Genomic DNA, 19,099 nt, shown 5'->3' on the forward strand with positions numbered 1-19,099 from the left:
AACTCGCACCGATGGACACGACGGTGGAAGATCCACTCGTCGGGCAGGTGCTCGACGGGCGCTACCGCATTGAGTCCCGCATCGCCCGCGGCGGCATGGCGACGGTCTACCTCGCGCGGGACCTCCGCCTCGACCGCACCGTCGCGATCAAGGTGATGCACGCCGGACTCGCCTCCGACGAGGACTTCGTCGCCCGCTTCATCGGGGAGGCCAAGGCCGCGGCGGCGCTGTCGCACCCGAACGTCGTCGCGGTCTACGACCAGCGCACCGACGGCGAGCACGTCTTCCTGGTGATGGAGTACGTCGCGGGCCGCACGCTCCGCGACACCCTCGCCGCGCGCGGCCGGCTCGGCCCGCGCGCCGCGCTGGAGGTCGTGCAGCCGGTGCTCGCCGCGCTCGGCGCCGCGCACCGCGCCGGGCTCGTGCACCGCGACGTCAAGCCCGAGAACGTGCTGATCACCGAGGACGGCCAGGTCAAGGTCGCCGACTTCGGGCTCGCCCGGGCCGAGACCGCGAGCAAGATGACCAAGACCGGCATGATCATCGGGACGGTCGGCTACCTCGCGCCCGAGCAGGTGCTGTCCGGCAGCGCCGACGTCCGCTCCGACGTGTACGCCGCCGGGATCATGCTGTTCGAGCTGCTCACCGGGCAGCTCCCCCACCAGGCCGACACGCCCCTCGCGGTCGCCTACAAGCACGTGAACGAGACGGTCCCGCCGCCGTCCCACCTGGTGCCCGGCATCCCCCGGCGGGTGGACGACCTGGTCACCGACGCCACCGGCCACGACCCGGCGCGCCGCCCGCAGGACGCGAACCAGTACCACGCCGAGGTCGCCGAGGTGCTCGGCGGGCTCCCCCGCGACTTCGACCGGCGCATCGAGGAGTCGGGCCGGGGCACGACGAGCGTGCTGGAGGCGCCCCCGCAGGGCCACACCGCCGTCCTCGACCCGCGCACGGTGCCCGCCGAGGAGTACGCCCCGCGGCGCACGAAGGCCGACCGCGCCATCGGCGCGCTGACCGGCCGCTACGTCCTGGTCGCCCTCGGCGCGATCGCCGCGCTCATCCTCGGCTGGGCCGTCTGGTACCAGACGTCCGGCCAGTACGAGCACGTCCCGTCGTCGATCATCGGCATGAAGGTCTCCGACGCCCGCGACCAGCTGCGCTCCAACGGGCTGGACGTGCGGACGGCCAAGGCGGTCTACGACGACCGCGTCCACAAGGGCGGCGTCGCCAAGTCCGACCCGCCCGCCGGCGCCCGCGTCGCCAAGGGGCAGACGGTGACGCTCACGCCGTCCAGGGGGATCACGCCCCGCGAGGTCCCCGACGTCGCGGGCAAGAGCCTCGCCGACGCCAAGAAGACCTTGGAGGACAAGGGCTTCACGGTGGGCGAGACGAGCACGAGCCCGTCCCAGACCGTCGCGAAGGACAAGGTCATCGGCACCGACCCGGACGGCGGCGAGAAGCGGTCGCCGGACGAGCCGGTCGCCATCGTCGTCTCCACCGGCATGTCGATGCCCGGCCTCCTCGGGCGGAACGGGGACGCCGCCGCGAACCAGCTGCGCTCCATGGGCCTGAACGTCACCGTCCAGAAGAAGCAGGTGGGCGGCAAGGAGCCCAACACGGTGATCAGCCAGGACCCGGCCGAGGGCACCGGCGTCTCCCGCGGCGACGACGTCACCATCGTCGTCAACAAGCGCGACTGCATCGTCGACGCGGGCCCGTTCCAGTTCGGCTGCGACGACGGCGGCGACCAGAACGTCCCCGTCCCCAACATGACCGGCCACACCGTCAACGACGCCAGGAAGGCCCTGAAGGAGTCCGGCTTCAAGGTCAACGTGACGGGCTTCGGCGGCGACGTCGTCCGGTTCCAGTCGCCCTCCAGCGGCGAGGCCCGGCGCGGCTCCACGGTCACCATCGTCCGGGGCCCGTGACCGGCTAGGCTGAACCGGCTATGACCTCACCGAACAGCCCCGTCGGGGCGCACGTCCCCGTGGCCGGCGGCCTCGCCACCGGCGGCCTGAAGTACGCGGCGCAGATCGGCGCCGAGGCGATCCAGGTGTTCGTCTCCAACCCGCGCGGCTGGGCGCTCCCCGAGGGGAGGCCCGCCGAGGACGCGAGGCTCCGCGAGCACGGCATCCCCGTCTACGTGCACGCCCCGTACCTGGTGAACTTCGGCTCCCCCACCCCGGAGACCCTGGCCAAGTCGGTCGCGACCGTCCGCCACTCGCTGACCCGCGGCCGGGCCATCGGCGCCCGCGGCGTCGTCGTCCACACCGGCTCCGCCGTGTCCCAGACCTACGACGAGGCCATGGCGCAGGTCCGCGAGCACGTCCTGCCCCTCCTCGAAGAGATCCCGGACGACGGCCCGGACCTCCTCCTGGAGCCCATGGCGGGCCAGAACAACATGCTGTGCGCCAAGGTCCAGGACCTGGGCCCGTTCTTCGAGAAGCTGGAGCACCACCCGAAGCTGGGCGTCTGCTTCGACACCTGCCACGCCTTCGCCGCCGGCCACGACCTGGCGGCCCCGGGCGGCGCCAAGGACACGATCGACGCCCTGGTGGCGACCGTGGGCGAGGGCCGCCTGAAGCTGATCCACGCCAACGACTCGAAGGACCCCTGCGCCTCCGGCCGAGACCGCCACGAGAACATCGGCGCCGGCCAGATCGGCGAACACCCCTTCGCAGACCTCTTCGACCACCCAGCAGTACAGGGCCTCCCCTTCATCATCGAGACCCCGGGCAGGGCCCCCGAGCCACACGCGAAGGACATAGAAACCCTAAAACGCCTACGCGACACGTAAGCAGCAGCAAAGGTCCCACCACAGCACGCACCGCCTTTAGCCGCCGCCTCAGCGTGCACATGCACACCGACGTCACCGCGGCGGCGAGCCGGTCCCGCTGGCCGCGGGCGCCCACACCATCGGCCGCGGGACCGACGTCATCTTCCCCGGCGGCACGGCGGTGCCGCACGCCGAACGGCTGCCCGCCCAGGACGGCGGCACCTGGGCGACGCCGTTCACCCGCAGCGAGGAGCACGCGCTCTTCCGCACCTACTCGGCGATGCTGTGCGTCCTGCTGGGCACGATGGGGTTACCCCACATCCTGATGCGCTTCTTCGCCAACGCCTCCGGGAGCGATGCCGGCCGCACGGCCGCGCTCGTGCCCGTCCTCCTCGCCCTGTTCTCTGTGTTCCCCGCCCTCCCAGGAACGCTCGGACGCCTGTAGGCCCCCGAACTGCTCATGACCGGCGACACCGACGCGACCCTCCTGCTGCTCCCGCGCCGCATGATCCCCGGACCGCCCGGCGCGCTGCTCACCGGCCTCGTCACCGCCGGCGCGTTCGCCGCGTTCAACTCCGCGTCGTGCGGGCTCGCCGTCGCCGTCGGCGGGGACGCTCTCGCAGTGCGTGCGCCGCACCGGCCCGGCCGCGTTCCGCACCGGCGTCGCCCGCCTCTTCCGGGACGCCACCGCCGGCTGGCCCGCGGCCGTCCTCGCCGAGCCGGTCCCGCCGATCGCGCCGACCGCGTTCGCCGTCATGGCCGCAGTGTCGCTGCCGACCCGCCGCCGCGTCCCCCACGCACTGCGTCGGCTCCACCTCCCGGAGAAGGCGCTCGCCCCGTAACTCATCCACGAACGGACTCCCCGACACGGCGACCGTTCCCGCGCGACCGCTCGTCCCGCCGCACAGACCGCTCGTCGTACAACTACGCTACGCACATCTACGACTACGTACCGCTCATCGACGGTCGCGTTTTCTTGGTGCCGCCGAGCCGTGCGGCGCGTCTAGTGTTCTCAGTGGCACCACACGCCACAAGAGCAAATCCCGGAGATCCGGCGCAAGCCGGATCGGAGTCGCCGGATCCCGTACCGGGGGGGTGGGATCCGGTGGCCTGTGGCTCGGGCGTCGCTGAACAGTCGGGGGGTTGTCCAGCGGCGCCCGAGTCGTGCTGTGTTCATTGCCTTTCTCTCCTCCTTCGGGCCTGGCGGCCCTCCATCGTCGAGAAATGCGGTGCGATTGCTGCATCGCTCCGACTCGCCTAGCAGCTCGCTGCGCGATCAGGTTCTCGCTTCGCTCGAACCTGCCTTCGGTCGCAATCGCGACTGTTCCGGTTGTCGCGGCCGCGTGGCGTGCTCGAACCGGGGGACGCCGGTGCCGAGCGGGCCGGAGTCCGCGGACATGTGCCACGTCCCGAGCAGCGCGACGGCGGGCACCGCCACGGCGGCCAGCTTCACCCAGAACTGGACGGCCTGCACCGGGGTGATGCTGCGCATCCCGCCGGACAGGGGGCGGCGAGTGCGGCGAGCGCCGCCGCCGCGGCCGGCACGGTCACCGGCGGTCCGCCGCGCGCTCGGCCCGTCTCAGCTGCCGGAACGCGAGCGCGATCAAGAGGGGCTGGACGCCGAGGGACGAGGACGAGGACGAGCCAGCACAGCGGCACCCCGTGCACGCGGGCCCGCCGGGACGAGCGCCGACAACGGCAGACCCACCAGGACGACGAGAACGACCGCACCGGTCCCGAAGGCCGTCCGCAACTAAGCGCGAATCAGAGCACTCGCCCCAACGCCCCCGAGCACCCCCAGCCCCAGCCCCAGCCCCAGCCCCAGCCCAACCTAGCGAACGCGCCGGACCCGATAGACGCGGCGGACCCTGCGGGCGCGGTGAACCCGGTGGACGCAGCGGACCCTGCGGACCCGGTGGACCTTGTGGGTTTTGCGGGGGTGGTGGGGGCGGTATGGAGTGGGTCGGGGTCCGGCGGGCCGGGGTCCGGTGGCTCCGTGTCGGCGGTGCGGGCGCCGGGCGGCGTGCGGGGGCGTCCGGGCGGGGGCGGCCGTCCCCGGTGACGCCGCGACGCGGCGTTCAGCGGGCATCGCCGGCCTGCCCCGGACCGTCCCCGTTCTGGTGGAAGCTGCGCACCAGGCGATCCCGCACCTCGCGGGTGTGCCGGCGGCTGACCTGCAGCAGCTCGTCGCCGATCCGGACGGCCGCGCGGCCGCCGTCGAAGCGGACCTCGGTGATGTGCGCGCACGCGACCAGGGTGCTGCGGTGGATCCGGATGAACCCGGCCGGTTCCCACCGCTTGGTCAGCGCCGACAGCGGCATCCGCACCAGGTAGCCGCCGTCGGCGGTGTGCAGCCGGACGTAGTCGCCCTGCGCCTCCACGTGCGTCACCGTCCGGCGGGAGACGAGCCGGGTGCGGCCGCCGAGCTCGACGGGGATCAGCTCGTCGTCGGGGTCGGTGGGCTCGGCCGCGGGCGTGCCGGTCCGGTGCACGGCCTCGGCGACGCGGCGGACCGACTCGGCGAGCCGCTCGGGCCGGACGGGCTTCAGCAGGTAGTCGAGCGCGCCCAGCTCGTAGGCGGTGACGGCGCAGTCGTCGTGCGCGGTCACGAACACCACGTGCGGGGGCGCGGCGAACCCGGTGAGCAGCCGGGTGAAGTCGAGCCCGTCGAGGCCCGGCATCCGGATGTCCAGGAACACCGCGTCGAGGCGCTCGCCCTCGACGAGCATGCGGCTCAGGTCGCGGAGCGCCGCCGAGGCGTCGCCCGCGCCGGTGACCCGGCCGATCCGCGGGTCCTCGCGGAGGAGATGGGCGAGTTCCTCCAGCGCGGGGCGTTCATCGTCGACGGCAAGGACGTGGAGCATGAGGGCGACTTTGCCGCGATTACCGTCCGTCCGCAATCGATTCCAAGAAGTGAGTGCGGCGGCGCTCGGTCACGGGTCACTCCGGAAACACCCCTGGACGGTACTTCGGCACGCGCAAATTGACCTTGGTCCCGGCGCCGAGCGCTGTCTCGACGGTGAGCCCGTACTCGTCGCCGTAGACCTGCCGCATGCGCTCGTCGACGTTGGCGAGGCCGATGCCGGGGTCGGCGTGCCCGTCCCGCCGGCGGGGCCGGGACGCGATGCTGCCCCAGCCGGTCGGGCCGGGGCGGCCGAGCGGGGCGGACAGGATCTCCTGGAGCCGCTCGGGGTCCATGCCGGCCCCGTCGTCCTCGACGCTGATCGCGGCCTCGGCGCCGGAGTCGCGCGCCGTGATCGTGATGTGGAACGGTCCGCGCCGGCCCGCCATGCCGTGCCGGACGGCGTTCTCGACGAGCGGCTGCAGCGCCAGGAACGGGACGGCGACCGGTAACACCTCGGGCGCGACGTCGACGCTGCACAGCAGCCGCTCGCCGAACCGGGCCCGCTCCAGCAGCAGGTAGCGGTCGATGGAGCGCAGCTCGTCGGCGAGGGTGGTGAAGTCGCGGGGGTTGCGGAAGGAGTAGCGGGCGAAGTCGGCGAAGTCCAGCAGGAGGGCGCGGGCGCGGGCGGGGTCGGTGCGCACGAACGAGGCGATCGTGGTCAGCGAGTTGTAGACGAAGTGCGGGGAGATCTGGGCGCGCAGCGCCCGCGTCTCGGCCTCGCCGAGCCGGACGCGGGCCGCGTCCAGCTCGGCCAGTTCCAGCTGGGTGGCCAGTTGCCGGGCCGCCTCGCCGGTGGCGTGGATCCGCGCGGCCGACGCGCCGCTCCAGTAGGCGGTCAGCACGCCCTCCACCCGTCCCTCGACGGTGAGCGGCGCGGTCATCGCGACCCGGGCGGGGCAGTGCGGATCGCCGCAGCCGGCCGGGCCGGGCCGGCCGACCCGGGGCCGGCCGGAGGCCAGCACGGGCAGCGCCTGCCGGACGGCCTCCGCCGCATGGGCGCCGCCGTCCGGGCCGGCCCAGGCCAGCAGCCGCGGCTCGGCCCGCAGCGGCCCGCCGCCGAAGTCGCCGGAGTCCCCGGGGACGCCCGGCGCGCCAGGGTCCCGGGGGTCTCCGGGGCCGCTGGGTCCGCCGAGGCCGCCGAGGCCGCGGAGGTTGCCGGGGCCGCGGAGGTCACCGGAGCCGCCGAGGTCGCCGGGGCAGCCGGAGCCGCGGAAGTCGCCGGAGCCGCCGGGGTCATCGGGGCCGCGGAGATCACCGGAGCGGCGGGGGTCACCGTGGCCGTTGGGGTCGTCGGGGTCGTCGGGGTCGTCGGGGTCGTCGGGGTCGTCGGGGTCGTTCGGGACGCTGGTCGGGGGGCGCACTGCGACCAGGGCGATCGCCTCGGCGCCGAGCAGTGGCCGCAGCCGCCGCGCCGCCGTGCGGGCCGTGTCGTCGGTGAGCCCGGCGCGCAGCGGCTGCGCCGCCCGCGCGAGCAGGTGCAGGGTCGCGAACGCCGCCTGCTCGGCCGGGCCGCCGGGGACGCGGGAGGCGCGCAGGCAGCCGGACGGCAGGGGCGGCCACCGGCGCAGCGCCCAGAATCCGGAGGCGGCACCGGCGGCCGTGGCGCACACCACGGCATCGGCGACGGACGGTAGGACCATGACGACTTACGGTAACGTCTTCCGTGCCCGGCAGTCCGGCCGTTGGCCATTTACGAATGTCTCGGATGGGCCACACCCGGCCACGCGCCCGCGGGCGGGCGCGTCCGGGGCGTCACAGGGGCGGGGACTCGCCCTCGTCCTCCTGGTAGGAGTAGCGCTGCTCCCGCCACGGGTCGGCGACGTTGTGGTAGCCGCGCTCCTCCCAGAAGCCGCGCCGGTCCTTCGCCATGTACTCGATGCCGCGGACCCACTTCACGCTCTTCCACGAGTACAGGTGCGGGACGACGATGCGGAGCGGGAAGCCGTGGTCGGCGGTCAGCCGCTCGCCGTCGTGGTGCGTGGCGAACATCGTCCCGTCGGCGAGGAAGTCGCTCATCCGGATGTTGGCGCTGTAGCCGTACTCGGCCCAGACCATCACGTGCGTGGCGTCCGCCGCGGGCGGCGCCAGCTCCGCGACCGCCGTGCCGGGGACGCCCTCCCACGCGTTGCCGGGGACGGTGAACTTGGTGACGCAGTGGAAGTCGGCGACCGACCCGGTCCGCGGCAGCGCGTCGAACTCGTCCCAGGTCCAGCGGTGCTGGCCGCCCGACGCGGTGGCGCCGAAGACCCGGAAGTCCCAGTCCGCGGGACGGAACTTCGGCACGGGGCCGTAGTGGAGGACGGGCCAGCCGCGGGGGACGTACTGGCCGGGCGGCAGATCCCGGGGCTGCGGTGCGGAGCGTTCGGGGTGGGTCATGACGCGGCCATCCTGCCACCCGGCGTGAGCTGAGCCATATTCGGGGGCGGTGCGAATGCGCGCACCGGACATCGGCTACGCTGGGGCCGTGCGCAACGTCGTCTATTTCTTTTGGTACGGCCAGCCCGGGAGGCTGGTCTGCCAGGCGCTGCGCTGACAGACCACGGAACGAGAAGCCCCGGGCCCAGTGGCCCGGGGCTTTCTCTGTTTCAGGGGTCGTCCGCGGGATCCACCAGGGTTCCGGGCGAAACAGGAGAGGCAGCACACCAATGGTCGTCGTCATGGCCCCGGAGGCCAACGAAGCGGATATCAAGGCCGTCGTCTCACTGGTCGAGACGGCGGGGGGCGACGCCTTCGTCAGCCGCGGCATCGAGCGGACCATCGTCGGGCTGGTCGGCGACGTCCAGCAGTTCGGCTCGCTGAACCTGCGCGGGATGCGCGGCGTCAGCGACGTCGTCCGCATCTCGGCGCCCTACAAGCTGGTGAGCCGCGAGAACCACGGCGAGCGCTCGGTCGTGCGGGTCGGCGGCGTGCCGATCGGCCCCGGCACCATGACGCTGATCGCCGGTCCGTGCGCCGTCGAGACGCCCGAGCAGACGCTCGGCGCCGCGCAGATGGCGCAGGCCGCGGGCGCGACGCTGCTGCGCGGCGGCGCGTTCAAGCCGCGCACCTCCCCGTACGCGTTCCAGGGCCTCGGCGAGGCGGGCCTGCGCATCCTCGCGGACGTGCGGGCGGAGACCGGCATGCCGATCGTCACCGAGGTGGTGGACGCCGGCGACGTCGAACTCGTCGCCTCCTACGCGGACATGCTGCAGATCGGCACCCGCAACGCGCAGAACTTCGCCCTCCTGCAGGCCGCCGGCGAGTCCGGCAAGCCGGTGATGCTGAAGCGCGGCATGAACGGGACGATCGAGGAGTGGCTGATGGCCGCCGAGTACGTCGCCCAGCGCGGCAACCTCGACATCGTGCTGTGCGAGCGGGGCATCCGCACGTTCGAGACCGCGACCCGCAACACCCTCGACATCTCCGCGGTGCCGGTGGCGCAGCGCCTCTCCCACCTGCCGGTCATCGTGGACCCGTCGCACTCGGGCGGCAGCCGCGACCTCGTGCTGCCGCTGACCCGCGCCGCGATCGCGGTCGGCGCCGACGGCGTGATCATCGACGTGCACCCGCACCCGGAGACCGCCCTGTGCGACGGCCCGCAGGCCCTGGTGGACGGCGACCTGCGCGAACTGGCCAAGCTGGTGCGCGACCTGCCGCCCATCGTGGGCCGCTCCCTCGCCCAGGCCCAGGACCCGGACGCCGTTCCGGCCTGATCGGCGCGGTATCGCCGGCTCCGTGGCCTACTGGGTTTCCGACTGCGGGCCGCCGCGCTCCTGACGGGGCGCGGCCGGCCCGCGCGCGTCCGCGCGGGGCGTCGCGCCGCCCGGTTCGGCGGCGGCGCCGACATCCTGCTGGCGGCGTCCCTGTGGGGGACGACCGGGACCGTCCGCACGTTCGCGGGCGGCGCGTCCGCGCTGTCGATCGCCGCGAGCCGCGTCGTGATCGGCGGCGCGGTGCTGCTCGCGCTCGCGGCCTGGACGCGCCTCGGCGCCGGGCTGCGCCGCCTGCTCGGGAACCGCCGCAACCCGCCGCCGCTCGCCCTCGGCGCGGCCGCGATCGCGGTGTACCAGACCGCGTTCTTCGTCGCCGCCGGCCGCACCGGCGTCGCGGCGGGCACCGTCGTCACGATCGGCAGCGCGCCCGCGTTCACCGGCGTGATCGGGCTGATGGCCCGGCGGTCGCGGCCGACCGGCCGCTGGGCGGCGGCGACCGCCGGCGCCGTCGCCGGCTGCGCCCTGCTGATCGGCGGCGGCCGGGACGCGGGCATCGAGCCGGTGGGCATCGCGCTGGCGCTGCTGTCCGGGCTGGCGTACGCGGTGTACGCGACGATCGCGTCCGTCCTCATCACCCGCGGCGAGGAGGACCGCGCCGTGGCCGGGGCGGCGGCCGTCCCACGGCCGGGGCGCGGCCGGGGTGCTGTTCGGGGCGGCGGCCGTCCCGCTGCTCCCGGTCCTGTCCACCGGCGGTCTGCCGCCGCTCGCGCTCCCAGCGTGTCCGTGTCACGGCGCAGGTGACCCCGGCCGGCACCTCGGCCACGCAACGACCTCGAGCATCGCGATCGCGACCGAAGGCAGGTTCGAGCCTGCGAGGACCTGATCGCGCAGCGAGCCGCCAGGCGAGCCGGAGCGATGCAGCGATCGCACCGCAGTTCCCGACGATGGAGGGCCGCCAAGGCCCGAGGGAGGAGGGCACTGCAATAAGAACGCGGCGGTAACGAAATGGTCTGGACCATTGGCCGGAACCGGCACGGCGAGGATGATGTCCGGCATGACGATGGGCGATGGTGACGCCGGCGGGCGGCTGTTCCCGGAGGATCTGGACGGTGTCGACCCGGTCGCCGCGGTGATGCTCGCGGACGCGTGCCGCGCCCTGTCCGCCTACCCGGAGCTCGTGGTCGTGGGCGCGCTGTTCACGGCCGCCGAGCAGGTCCCGGGCGGCTGGCAGATCGTGTGCCCGTGCGACCCGCTGCCGCAGGGCGCGCGGGAGCTGCTCGCCGGCCGGCTGGACGACCTCGCGGTGCTGGAGGGCGGCGCGGCCGAGCCCGAGCTGGCCGGGGCGGCGGACCGGCTGCGGCGCGGGCCGGTCGACGAGGTGGCCGCGGGCGGCCGGCGGTTCCGGATCGTGCGGATCGAGCAGCTCGTCCGCACCGGCCCGGACGGGCCCGAGCCGCCCCGCCCGACCGACCTGGATCCGCCGCCCGCGGGCCGCGGCTACGACCTGCTGCCCGCGGACGGCCCGGCGTCCGACCTCGTGACCGCCGAGCTGCTGTGCCAGGTGCTGGACGCGGCCGCCGCGGCGGGCGGCGAGCCGACCGGGGCGTTCCTCACCCCGGTCGCGCTGACGCCCGTGTTCACGGTGGCCGAGCGCAGCGAGCGGCGCTGGCGGCCGGTGGGCCGGCTGCACGACGCGCCGCAGCAGGCCCGCGACGCGCTGATCACCTACTTCCGGCACGTGGTGCCGGCGGTGGAGAGCCCGGCCGACGCGGACGTCGCCCGGTTCGCCGAGGCGGCGGAGCTGCTGGAGGACGAGACCCGCCGCAACGGCATCGCGGTCGCCGGACGGCGGTTCCGCATCGTCCGCATCGAGCGGATCACCCTGCTGGGCCCCGACGGCCCCGAGCCTCCCCGCCCGACCGACTTCGACGCCCGCTAGCCCGTCCGCGCGCCCGCCGCGCCCGCTTTCCGGGCGCGGGCGGGCCCGGGGGTCACGAGGCCGGGTCGGCGTAGGCGGGGCGGTGCTCCTGGACGGAGTCGGCCAGGTGGTCGGCCAGCTCGTCGACGTCCAGCCGCTTCTCGATCTTGCGCAGGTCGTCGATCCTGGCCTTGGTCTCGGCGCGGCGGGGCGCCAGCATGGTGCAGCAGTCCTCGTCGGGCAGCTCGGAGATCGACAGGGTGCGGATGCGCCGCGCCTGGTCCATGATCTCGCTCTTGTCCATGCCGACGAGGGGGCGCAGGATCGGCAGTTCCACGGCGTCGTCCAGCGCGGTGATGTTGGTGAGCGTCTGGCTGGACACCTGGCCGAGCGCGTCGCCGGTGATCAGCGCGGTGTCGCGGCGGCGGCGGGCGAGGACCTCGCCGGTGCGCAGCATCAGCCGGCGCTGCGCGATCACCGCGAGCCGGTCGGCGCCGGACGACTTGATCTGCTGCTGCGCCTTGCCGAACGGGACGACGAACAGCCGCGACCCGCCCTGGAACTTGTCCAGCTCGCGGACCAGCGCGTACGCCTTGTAGATCGACTCGGGGCCGGTGAACGGCATGCCGGAGAAGTGCAGGTAGTCGACGCGCAGGCCGCGGCGCATCATCCGGTAGGCGGCGACGGGCGAGTCGATGCCGCCGGACATCAGCACGAGGGCGCGGCCGCTCATCCCGACGGGGAGGCCGCCCTGGCCGGGCAGGCCGCCGGAGTAGACGAACACCTCGTCGCGGTCGACCTCGATCGACAGGGTGTGCCGGGGGTCCTTGAGGCTGACGGGCTGCCCGTACCGCTGGGCGACGAGGGCGCCGATGTGCCGGTCGATCTCCATCGAGGTCATCGGGAACCGCTTGTCGCGGCGCCGGGACCGGACGGCGAACGAGCCGGTGCGGCCGTCCATGAGCTCCAGGGCGGCGCGCTCGACGCTGGCGACGTCCTTGCCGACCCGCCAGGCGCGGTGCGCCCACACGATGCCCATGACGTCGGTCACCCGCTGCGCGACCCGCTCCATGGTGGCGAGATCGGCGTCGTGCTTGCGGATGATGAACACGCCGTGGCGGCGGACGACGTCCACGCGGGCGATGGGCCGGACGGCCTGCCGCACGTTGTCGGCCAGCCGCCGCTCGAACTGCTCGCGGTTCTTGCCCTTGAGGACGACCTCGCCCAGTTTGAGCAGCACGCACGGCTCGCCGTCGACCGGCGACTGCTCCCGGACGTCCGCCGGCGCGGTGTCGAGCGTGGTCATGCGTGGTCCTCCTGGCGGGAACAGGTGCTGGGGTGTGCTTCTAGTGTGGCCCACCGTGGGCAACACCGCGACCCGGAAAGCGTGTTCCCGCCAGGAGGGCCGGTCAGCCGAAGAAGACCTCGGCCTCGGCGTAGCGCTCCAGCGGGACGGTCTTCAGCTCCTTGGTCGCCTCGTCCAGCCCGACGCGGACGATGTCGGTGCCGTGCAGCGCGACCATCTTGCCGTAGTCGCCCTCCCGGACCGCGTCGATGGCCTGCAGGCCGAAGCGGGTGGCGAGGACGCGGTCGAACGCGGTGGGCGTGCCGCCGCGCTGGATGTGCCCGAGCACGGTGGCGCGGGCCTCCTTGCCGGTGCGCTTCTCGATCTCGTCGGCGAGGGCCTGGCCGATGCCGCCGAGCCGGACGTGCCCGAACGCGTCCTTCTCGCCGGTCTGCAGCTCCATCTGCCCGTCGATCGGGTGGGCGCCCTCGGACACGACGATGATCGGCGCGTACCGGGTCTTGAACCGGCTCTCCACGTACTGGCAGACCTTCTCGATGTCGAAGGGCCGCTCGGGGATGAGGATGACGTTGGCGCCGGCGGCCATGCCGACGTGCAGCGCTATCCAGCCCGCGTGCCGGCCCATGACCTCGCAGATCAGCGCGCGGTGGTGGCTCTCGGCGGTGGTGTGCAGCCGGTCGACGGCCTCCATGCCGATGTTCACCGCGGTGTCGAACCCGAACGTGTAGTCGGTCGCGTTCAGGTCGTTGTCGATCGTCTTCGGGACGCCGACGACGTTGACGCCGTTGGCGTACAGCTCGCGCGCGACGCCGAGGGTGTCCTCGCCGCCGATGGCGATCAGGGCGTCCACGCCGAGGCCGGCGAGGTTGTCCTTGATCCGCTCTATGCCGCCCTCGACCTTGACCGGGTTGGTCCTGGACGAGCCGAGGATCGTCCCGCCCCGCGGCAGGATCCCGCGCACGGCCTGCACGTCCAGGGCCACGGTGTCGCCTTCGAGCGGGCCGCGCCAGCCGGCCCGGAAGCCCACGAACTCGTAGCCGAAGACCTGCACGCCCTTGCGGACGACCGCGCGGATCACCGCGTTCAGTCCGGGGCAGTCGCCGCCCCCGGTCAGCACTCCGACGCGCATGCCGTCTCCTTCTCCCGCCACCGGGCTCCTCCCTCGATTCACCTGCTCGGGCCGTGGTCCGCGCACGGCCGGGCGGCCGCGGCCGGACCTCCCGGCACGCCGCCATTGGTCTAGACCATAGCCGCTACCGCGAGCGGCGGCATCTCGTTCCGCCGACACCGCGCTCAGCGGGACGCGCCCCGTCCGAAGACCCGGACGTACCCGCGAACCAGCACGGCCACTCCCCCGGGCGTCCGCCGCGCGGCGAGCCGGCGGGGGCGCGGCGGGGACTCGCCGTCATACGACCACCGGACCTCGGCGAGCGCCAGTTCCCGCGCCGCGTCCGCGCCGAGATCGCGGCGGTGGGCGCGCGCGAAGTCCCACCCGTCCCGGAATGAGCCGCGGGTGGGCCGCTCGGCGGCCCACCCGGTGAACACCTCGCGCCAGGACGTCCCGTAGGACGCGGCGAGCGCGGGCCAGGCTCGGGCGGCCTCGCCGACCCGCTTGAGCAGGATGCCGTGCGCGGCGGCCGCGACCGCGGCGGCGTCGAAGCCGTCGGGGAGCGGCCCGCCGGACGTCATGGCGAGCACGAGCGCCTGCTGCGCCGCCGCCAGCCCGGGGTCGAAGGGGCCGCTCATGTGATCGGCGGGAGGCCGGAGGCGGCGGCGACGGCGTCCAGCTCGGCGCGCAGCTCGCCGGCCGGCGGGTAGTGGCCGTCGCGCTCCAGCAGCAGGCCGGGCGGGCGGCGCCGGGCGCACAGCTCGCCGACCAGGTCCAGGACCTCGGGCGGGACGGCGGCGGCGTGCGTGTCGTGGTACCGGCCGCCCTGCTCGGCGCCGCCCGCGACGTGGCAGTAGGCGACGCGGTCGAGCGGCAGCCGGTCGATGAGGTCCAGGGGGTCCTCGCCGCGGTTGCGGGCGTTGGCGTAGACGTTGGCGACGTCCAGCAGGAGCAGGGCGCCGGTGCGGTCGAGCAGCTCGGTCAGGAAGTCGGCCTCGGCGTACTCGGCGTCCGGCCAGTCGAAGAGGGCCGCGATCGGCTCGACGGCCAGCGGGACGGGCAGCTCGGCCTGCGTGCGGCGGATGTTGGCGGTGAGGGCGTCCAGCGCGGCGCGGGTGCGCGGCACCGGCAGCAGGTGCCCGGCCTCGATCCCGGCCGCCCGGACGAACGCGACGTGCTCGCTCACCAGCGGGGCGCGCAGCGCCTCGGCGCACGCGGCCAGGTGCGCGACCCGCCCGGCCGCGACGGGCTCGGCGCCGCCGAGCGACAGCTTCACCCCGTGCGGGACGACCGCCGCACCCCGGCCGCGCAGCTCCACCAGCTCCGGCGCGGGACGCTCCGGGTGCACCGACTCGGCGATCACCTCGGTGAAGCGCAGCCCCGGCAGAGCGCCGACGAACCCCGCGATCTCGGGCCGCCACCCGATCCCGACGCCCAGCTCCGGAAGGTCAGCCGCCACCGCAGCCCCCTCCCCCGCCGCAGCCGCCTGCACCCCCGCAGCCGCCACCGCCGCCTCCGCCGCAGGAGCCGCCTCCGCCGCAGGACGACGCCGAGCACACCGAGGCGCTGGACGAGCACGACGATGCCCACTGGCTGCCCGAGGTCGCCGCGGCGTCGGACAGCTCCAGGTAGTGGCCGAGCCCGGCGGTGTGGGCGAACACCGGGTCGAGCGCCATCAGCGCCGCCGTCCCGAACAGCCCGACGCCGAGCAGGACCTCGGGGGCGGGGAGCCCGGCGTAGGCGGCCGCGTTCTCCGGGCCGAGATGGGAGGCGCGCTCCCCGGCCCGCTCGACCGCCCGCTTCCCTTCCGCCGTCCGCTCGCCGTCCGTGCGGAGCGCCAGCGCGCCGGCCCCCAGCACGGCCAGGCCCGCGAGCGGCACCAGGATGGCCGGGAACCCGTCGAAGACATCGCCCCGGAAGAAGACCGAGAAGCCGAGGGTGATCCACACGGCGCCTCGAACGATCCGCAGCCGGGTACGCTCGCCCGGCCCGATCAGCAGGCCCTGGGCGATCAGCCCGTCGCGGAGCCGATCGCGTTCGGCCCGGACGCCCGGCTCCGCGGTGAGCTCGGCGAGCGTCCCGGCCCGGCCGGCCGCGATGGCGCCGAAGACCGCCGCGTCCAGCGGAGTCCCGGCCGCGCGCGGGCCCGCGCCGGACGGCCCGGTCGCCACGAGCCGCCCGTCGGCGTGCGCGTCGACCGCGCGGTCGAGCCGGAGCGCGGTCAGCGAGGCCGCGATCGCGTGCCGTCCCCCGCCGTTCAGGTAGGCGATCTCGTACGGGTGCGGCTCGCGCGGCGGCGGAGCGCCGCGCGCCCGCGGTGCCCGCACGGTCCGCCGGATCATCAGCAGCAGGGCCCCGGCCACGAAGTAGACCGCGAGGAAGCCCAGCGTGCCCGAAATGTCGTCGACCATGGCAGGCTCCCGTCCGGCAGTACGTTCACCTTGTGAGACGCGGGCGCTCGGGCCGTGGTTCGGGGCAGGATCCGGGGCCGCTAGTCCTCCTGGTCGAGGCCCTTCTCGATGGCGTAGCGGACGAGTTCGACGCGGTTGTGGAGCTGCAGCTTGCCGAGGGTGTTCTGCACGTGGTTCTGCACCGTCCGGTGGGACAGGACGAGGCGCTGCGCGATCTGCTTGTACGTCAGGCCCTTGGCGACGAGGCGCAGGACCTCGGTCTCGCGGTCGGTGAGGCGGGGCGCGTCGTCGTCCTCGCGGGCGGGCGCGGCGGCGAGGCGGCGGTACTCGCCGAGGACGAGCCCGGCGAGGCCGGGGGTGAAGACGGCGTCGCCCTCGCCGGTGCGCCGGACGGCGTCCAGGAACTCCTCGCGGGCCGCGGACTTCAGCAGGTAGCCGGTGGCGCCCGCCTTCACCGCCTCCAGGACGTCCTGCTGCTCGCCGCTCGCCGACAGCACCAGCACCCGGACGGGCGGGTCGGCGGCGGCCAGGTGGCGGGTCACCTCGACGCCGCCGATGTCGGGCAGCTGGAGGTCGACGACGGCGACCTGGGGGCGGGCGGCGGCCGCGATGCGGACGGCGGCACGGCCCTCGCCGGCGGTCGCGACCACGTCGTGCCCGGCCTCGGCGAGGTCGCGGGCGACGGCCTCGCGCCACATCGGGTGGTCGTCCACGACCATGACTCGCAGGCTCACGGTCACACCCTAAGCCGGACGAACCGGGCGGCGGGGCACGGTCATCTCGATCTCGGTGCCCTCGCCCGCCGCGGAGAAGACCAGCACGGTGCCGCCGAGGTCGGTCACCCGGCCCCGGATGGACTGGGCGACGCCGAGCCGGCCGGCCGCGGCGGCCTCGTCCAGCCTGCCGTCGGGCATGCCGGGGCCGTCGTCGCGGACGCTGACGGTGACCTCGCCGCCGCCGTCCTCCAGCAGGACCCACGCGCGGGCGCCGTCGCCGCAGTGCCGCCGGACGTTGTCCAGGGCCGCCGCCACGGCCGCCGCGACCTCGCCGGCGGCGTGCGCGGGCAGCGGCACCTCCGTCGCCGGCGTCGAGACGGTGACGGACGTGGACGCGTGCGCGGTCAGCAGCGGCCGCAGGTCGGCGTCGGCGGCGGCGTCCCGGGCCCGCGCCGGCGCCGGGGCGGTGCCGATGAGGGCGCGCAGCGCGGCCTCCTGCTCGCCGGCGAGGCGGCCCAGCTCGGCCGCCTCCCCGCCGAGCTCGCCGCCGCGCCGCTGCACCATGGCGAGGACCTGCAGCACCGAGTCGTGGATGCGGCGGGCGAGCCGCTCCCGCTCCCGGTTCGCCGACTCCAGCTCCACCGCGCGCGCCAGCCGCGCCTCGGCCTCCCGCGCGAGCCGGACGACGTGCCCGACGACGAGCCCGGCGAGGAACAGCAGCACGATGCCGTTGAACGTGGTGTCGCCGATGCCGCCGCTGGTCCCGGCGATGGCGTGCACCAGCAGGTTCGCGGCGGCGAGGACGAGCGCGGCGGTGAGGCCGAGCCGCCGCCCGCCCGCCACCGCCCACGACAGCACCGCCGCCGCGACCCACGACACCGGCAGCGTGGGGCGCCCGGCGGCGATGTTGGCGGCCGACTCCACCCACGCCGTCGCCAGCACGCAGGCCGCGGCGACGGCGAGGTCCGCCGCCAGGAGCAGCCGGCCGCGCCGGCGCGGGTCGCCGAACGCCAGGGCGGCGTAGCCGGTCCAGAGGGTCATGGCGGCGAGGACGGCCCAGCCGCCGGCCGGATGCGCGTAGCCGCCCGCGTTCATGGCGATCACGACCGCGGCGTAGACCAGCGCGAGACCCCGGTAGACCGCCACGGCCCGCCACAGCGCGACCTCCAGGCCCGGCATGCCTAGCCCTGGTCGCTCAGGCCGTCGTCGTCCTCGACCGGCCGCACCGTCTTGCCGGCCATCTCGGCCTTCACCTCGGCGGCGTACCGGTCGACGTACTCCTGCCCGGACAGCTCCCGGATCGTCGCCATGATCTCGTCGGTGATCCGCCGCAGCACCTCGCGGTCGTCCTCGCGCCCGTAGTAGCGGGAGAAGTCCATCGGCTCGCCGAACCGGACGCCGGGCCGGACGCCGAGGCGCGGCAGCGGCCTGCCGGGCGGCATCAGCTCGAACGTGTTGATCATCGCCATCGGGATCACCGGCACGCGGGACTTCAGCGCCAGCCGCGCCACCCCCGTCTTGCCCCGGTACAGCCGGTTGTCGGGCGCCCGGGTGCCCTCCGGGTAGATGCCGAGCAGCTTGCCCTCGCCGAGGATCCGCAGCCCCGTCTGCAGCGCCGCCTCGGCCGCGTCCCCGCCGGTGCGGTCGACGGGCACGACGCCCACCCCGGTGAAGAACCCCTTGCTGATCAGCCCTTTGATCCCCCTGCCGGTGAAGTACTCGCCCTTGCCGATGAAGAAGATCGGGCGCAGCAGCGGCAGCGGGCCGAAGAAGTGGTCGGCGAACGACAGGTGGTTGCTCACCAGCAGCGCCGGCCCCCGCAGCGGGACGTTGCGCCGGCCCTTGTTCCGCGGCCACCAGCCGAGGTACAGGATCGGCGACAGGACGATCCTGAGCAGTATCCAGAACCACAGCATGCGGGCACCTTCCTCGGACCGGCGCCGGCAGGGCGGAGTCGGCCGGTCCTGGCCGACGGGGAGACGATGGGACATCCTCCCACTCCCGGCCCCGCCCCTCTACCGGCCGGTACCCCTGATCGGGACGCGGCCCGCGCCGCGGCGGGGGCCGGATTGAACGTAGGCTCTGAACGGTGAATCTCAATCGGGTGCGCCGGGGGGCTTGTCCCGCGCGGCGCAGCGAATACCGTGGGACACACGTTTCGGGGTGTCCGGGAGCGCCGCGGTCCGCCGCGCGCGCCGCCGGGCACCGCACTGTCGTTGGGGGAGCGGAGGCCGCCATGCCGGTGCAGCCGGCCACGCCGGAGT

The 19,099-nt window shown here is 74.6% G+C and carries 19 protein-coding genes; 7 read left to right on the forward strand and 12 right to left on the reverse strand.

Annotated features, from left to right (window positions below; translation table 11 throughout):
- Positions 1-11: 11 nt before the first annotated feature.
- From pknB to ABZ806_RS10900, 4 genes are all read left to right on the forward strand, one after another.
- Positions 12-1,931, forward strand: coding sequence for a Stk1 family PASTA domain-containing Ser/Thr kinase (pknB, locus tag ABZ806_RS10885; RefSeq protein WP_500216694.1), 1,920 nt, complete (start codon positions 12-14; stop codon positions 1,929-1,931).
- Positions 1,932-1,951: 20 nt separating this feature from the next.
- A complete protein-coding gene (locus tag ABZ806_RS10890) occupies positions 1,952-2,800 on the forward strand; it encodes a deoxyribonuclease IV (RefSeq protein WP_500216695.1) in 849 nt (282 codons plus the stop codon).
- 160 nt (positions 2,801-2,960) lie between these two features.
- Positions 2,961-3,224, forward strand: a complete 264-nt coding sequence (locus ABZ806_RS10895) for a hypothetical protein (RefSeq protein WP_500216696.1) — start codon at positions 2,961-2,963, stop codon at positions 3,222-3,224.
- A 181-nt stretch (positions 3,225-3,405) separates the two neighbouring features.
- The gene (locus ABZ806_RS10900) at positions 3,406-3,621 is read left to right on the forward strand and encodes a hypothetical protein (protein ID WP_500216697.1); all 216 of its coding nucleotides are present in this window, start codon (positions 3,406-3,408) and stop codon (positions 3,619-3,621) included.
- A gap of 434 nt (positions 3,622-4,055) precedes the next feature.
- Here ABZ806_RS10900 and ABZ806_RS10905 read toward each other — a convergent pair whose 3' ends face one another.
- From ABZ806_RS10905 to ABZ806_RS10920, 4 genes are all read right to left on the reverse strand, one after another.
- A complete protein-coding gene (locus ABZ806_RS10905) occupies positions 4,056-4,271 on the reverse strand; it encodes a hypothetical protein (RefSeq protein WP_500216698.1) in 216 nt (71 codons plus the stop codon).
- Between the two features lie 586 nt (positions 4,272-4,857).
- Positions 4,858-5,643, reverse strand: a complete 786-nt coding sequence (locus ABZ806_RS10910) for a LytR/AlgR family response regulator transcription factor (protein WP_500216699.1) — start codon at positions 5,641-5,643, stop codon at positions 4,858-4,860.
- 76 nt (positions 5,644-5,719) lie between these two features.
- Positions 5,720-7,324: a histidine kinase gene (locus tag ABZ806_RS10915; protein ID WP_500216700.1), complete on the reverse strand. Its 1,605-nt coding sequence runs from the start codon at positions 7,322-7,324 to the stop codon at positions 5,720-5,722.
- A gap of 112 nt (positions 7,325-7,436) precedes the next feature.
- Complete coding sequence (locus ABZ806_RS10920; protein ID WP_500216701.1) at positions 7,437-8,060, reverse strand: sulfite oxidase-like oxidoreductase; 624 nt, start codon at positions 8,058-8,060, stop codon at positions 7,437-7,439.
- A gap of 269 nt (positions 8,061-8,329) precedes the next feature.
- Here ABZ806_RS10920 and aroF point away from each other — a divergent pair, with 269 nt between their 5' ends.
- The 3 genes from aroF (at position 8,330) to ABZ806_RS10935 (ending at position 11,315) form a co-directional block, all read left to right on the forward strand.
- The gene (gene aroF, locus ABZ806_RS10925) at positions 8,330-9,376 is read left to right on the forward strand and encodes a 3-deoxy-7-phosphoheptulonate synthase (RefSeq protein ID WP_500216702.1); all 1,047 of its coding nucleotides are present in this window, start codon (positions 8,330-8,332) and stop codon (positions 9,374-9,376) included.
- A gap of 138 nt (positions 9,377-9,514) precedes the next feature.
- Positions 9,515-10,177, forward strand: coding sequence for an EamA family transporter (locus ABZ806_RS10930; RefSeq protein WP_500216784.1), 663 nt, complete (start codon positions 9,515-9,517; stop codon positions 10,175-10,177).
- A 253-nt stretch (positions 10,178-10,430) separates the two neighbouring features.
- On the forward strand, positions 10,431-11,315 hold the full coding sequence (locus ABZ806_RS10935; RefSeq protein WP_500216703.1) for a DUF5954 family protein: 885 nt from the start codon (positions 10,431-10,433) through the stop codon (positions 11,313-11,315).
- 52 nt (positions 11,316-11,367) lie between these two features.
- On the opposite strand, the gene thiI is transcribed toward ABZ806_RS10935, so the two are convergent.
- The 8 genes from thiI to ABZ806_RS10975 form a co-directional block, all read right to left on the reverse strand.
- The gene (thiI, locus tag ABZ806_RS10940; RefSeq protein WP_500216704.1) at positions 11,368-12,600 is read right to left on the reverse strand and encodes a tRNA uracil 4-sulfurtransferase ThiI; all 1,233 of its coding nucleotides are present in this window, start codon (positions 12,598-12,600) and stop codon (positions 11,368-11,370) included.
- A 103-nt stretch (positions 12,601-12,703) separates the two neighbouring features.
- Positions 12,704-13,729: a 6-phosphofructokinase gene (locus ABZ806_RS10945; RefSeq protein WP_500216705.1), complete on the reverse strand. Its 1,026-nt coding sequence runs from the start codon at positions 13,727-13,729 to the stop codon at positions 12,704-12,706.
- A 164-nt stretch (positions 13,730-13,893) separates the two neighbouring features.
- Positions 13,894-14,346, reverse strand: a complete 453-nt coding sequence (locus ABZ806_RS10950) for an SCO6045 C-terminal-like domain-containing protein (protein ID WP_500216706.1) — start codon at positions 14,344-14,346, stop codon at positions 13,894-13,896.
- Positions 14,343-15,167, reverse strand: a complete 825-nt coding sequence (locus tag ABZ806_RS10955) for an MbnB/TglH/ChrH family RiPP precursor modification enzyme (RefSeq protein ID WP_500216707.1) — start codon at positions 15,165-15,167, stop codon at positions 14,343-14,345. Before ABZ806_RS10955 ends, ABZ806_RS10950 begins: the two co-directional genes overlap by 4 nt.
- Positions 15,157-16,119: a TIGR04222 domain-containing membrane protein gene (locus tag ABZ806_RS10960; RefSeq protein WP_500216708.1), complete on the reverse strand. Its 963-nt coding sequence runs from the start codon at positions 16,117-16,119 to the stop codon at positions 15,157-15,159. The genes ABZ806_RS10955 and ABZ806_RS10960 overlap by 11 nt, the downstream gene beginning before the upstream one ends.
- A gap of 80 nt (positions 16,120-16,199) precedes the next feature.
- A complete protein-coding gene (locus tag ABZ806_RS10965) occupies positions 16,200-16,838 on the reverse strand; it encodes a response regulator (protein ID WP_500216785.1) in 639 nt (212 codons plus the stop codon).
- A 24-nt stretch (positions 16,839-16,862) separates the two neighbouring features.
- Positions 16,863-18,014 carry a MacS family sensor histidine kinase gene (macS, locus tag ABZ806_RS10970; RefSeq protein WP_500216709.1) on the reverse strand — a complete coding sequence of 384 codons (1,152 nt, stop codon included), beginning with the start codon at positions 18,012-18,014 and terminating at the stop codon, positions 16,863-16,865.
- Positions 18,015-18,016: 2 nt separating this feature from the next.
- Complete coding sequence (locus ABZ806_RS10975) at positions 18,017-18,751, reverse strand: lysophospholipid acyltransferase family protein (RefSeq protein ID WP_500216710.1); 735 nt, start codon at positions 18,749-18,751, stop codon at positions 18,017-18,019.
- Between the last annotated feature and the right edge of the window lie 348 nt (positions 18,752-19,099).

Origin of the sequence: Spirillospora sp. NPDC047418 (assembly GCF_040643275.1) — a bacterium.
Classification (GTDB): Bacteria; Actinomycetota; Actinomycetes; order Streptosporangiales; family Streptosporangiaceae; genus Spirillospora.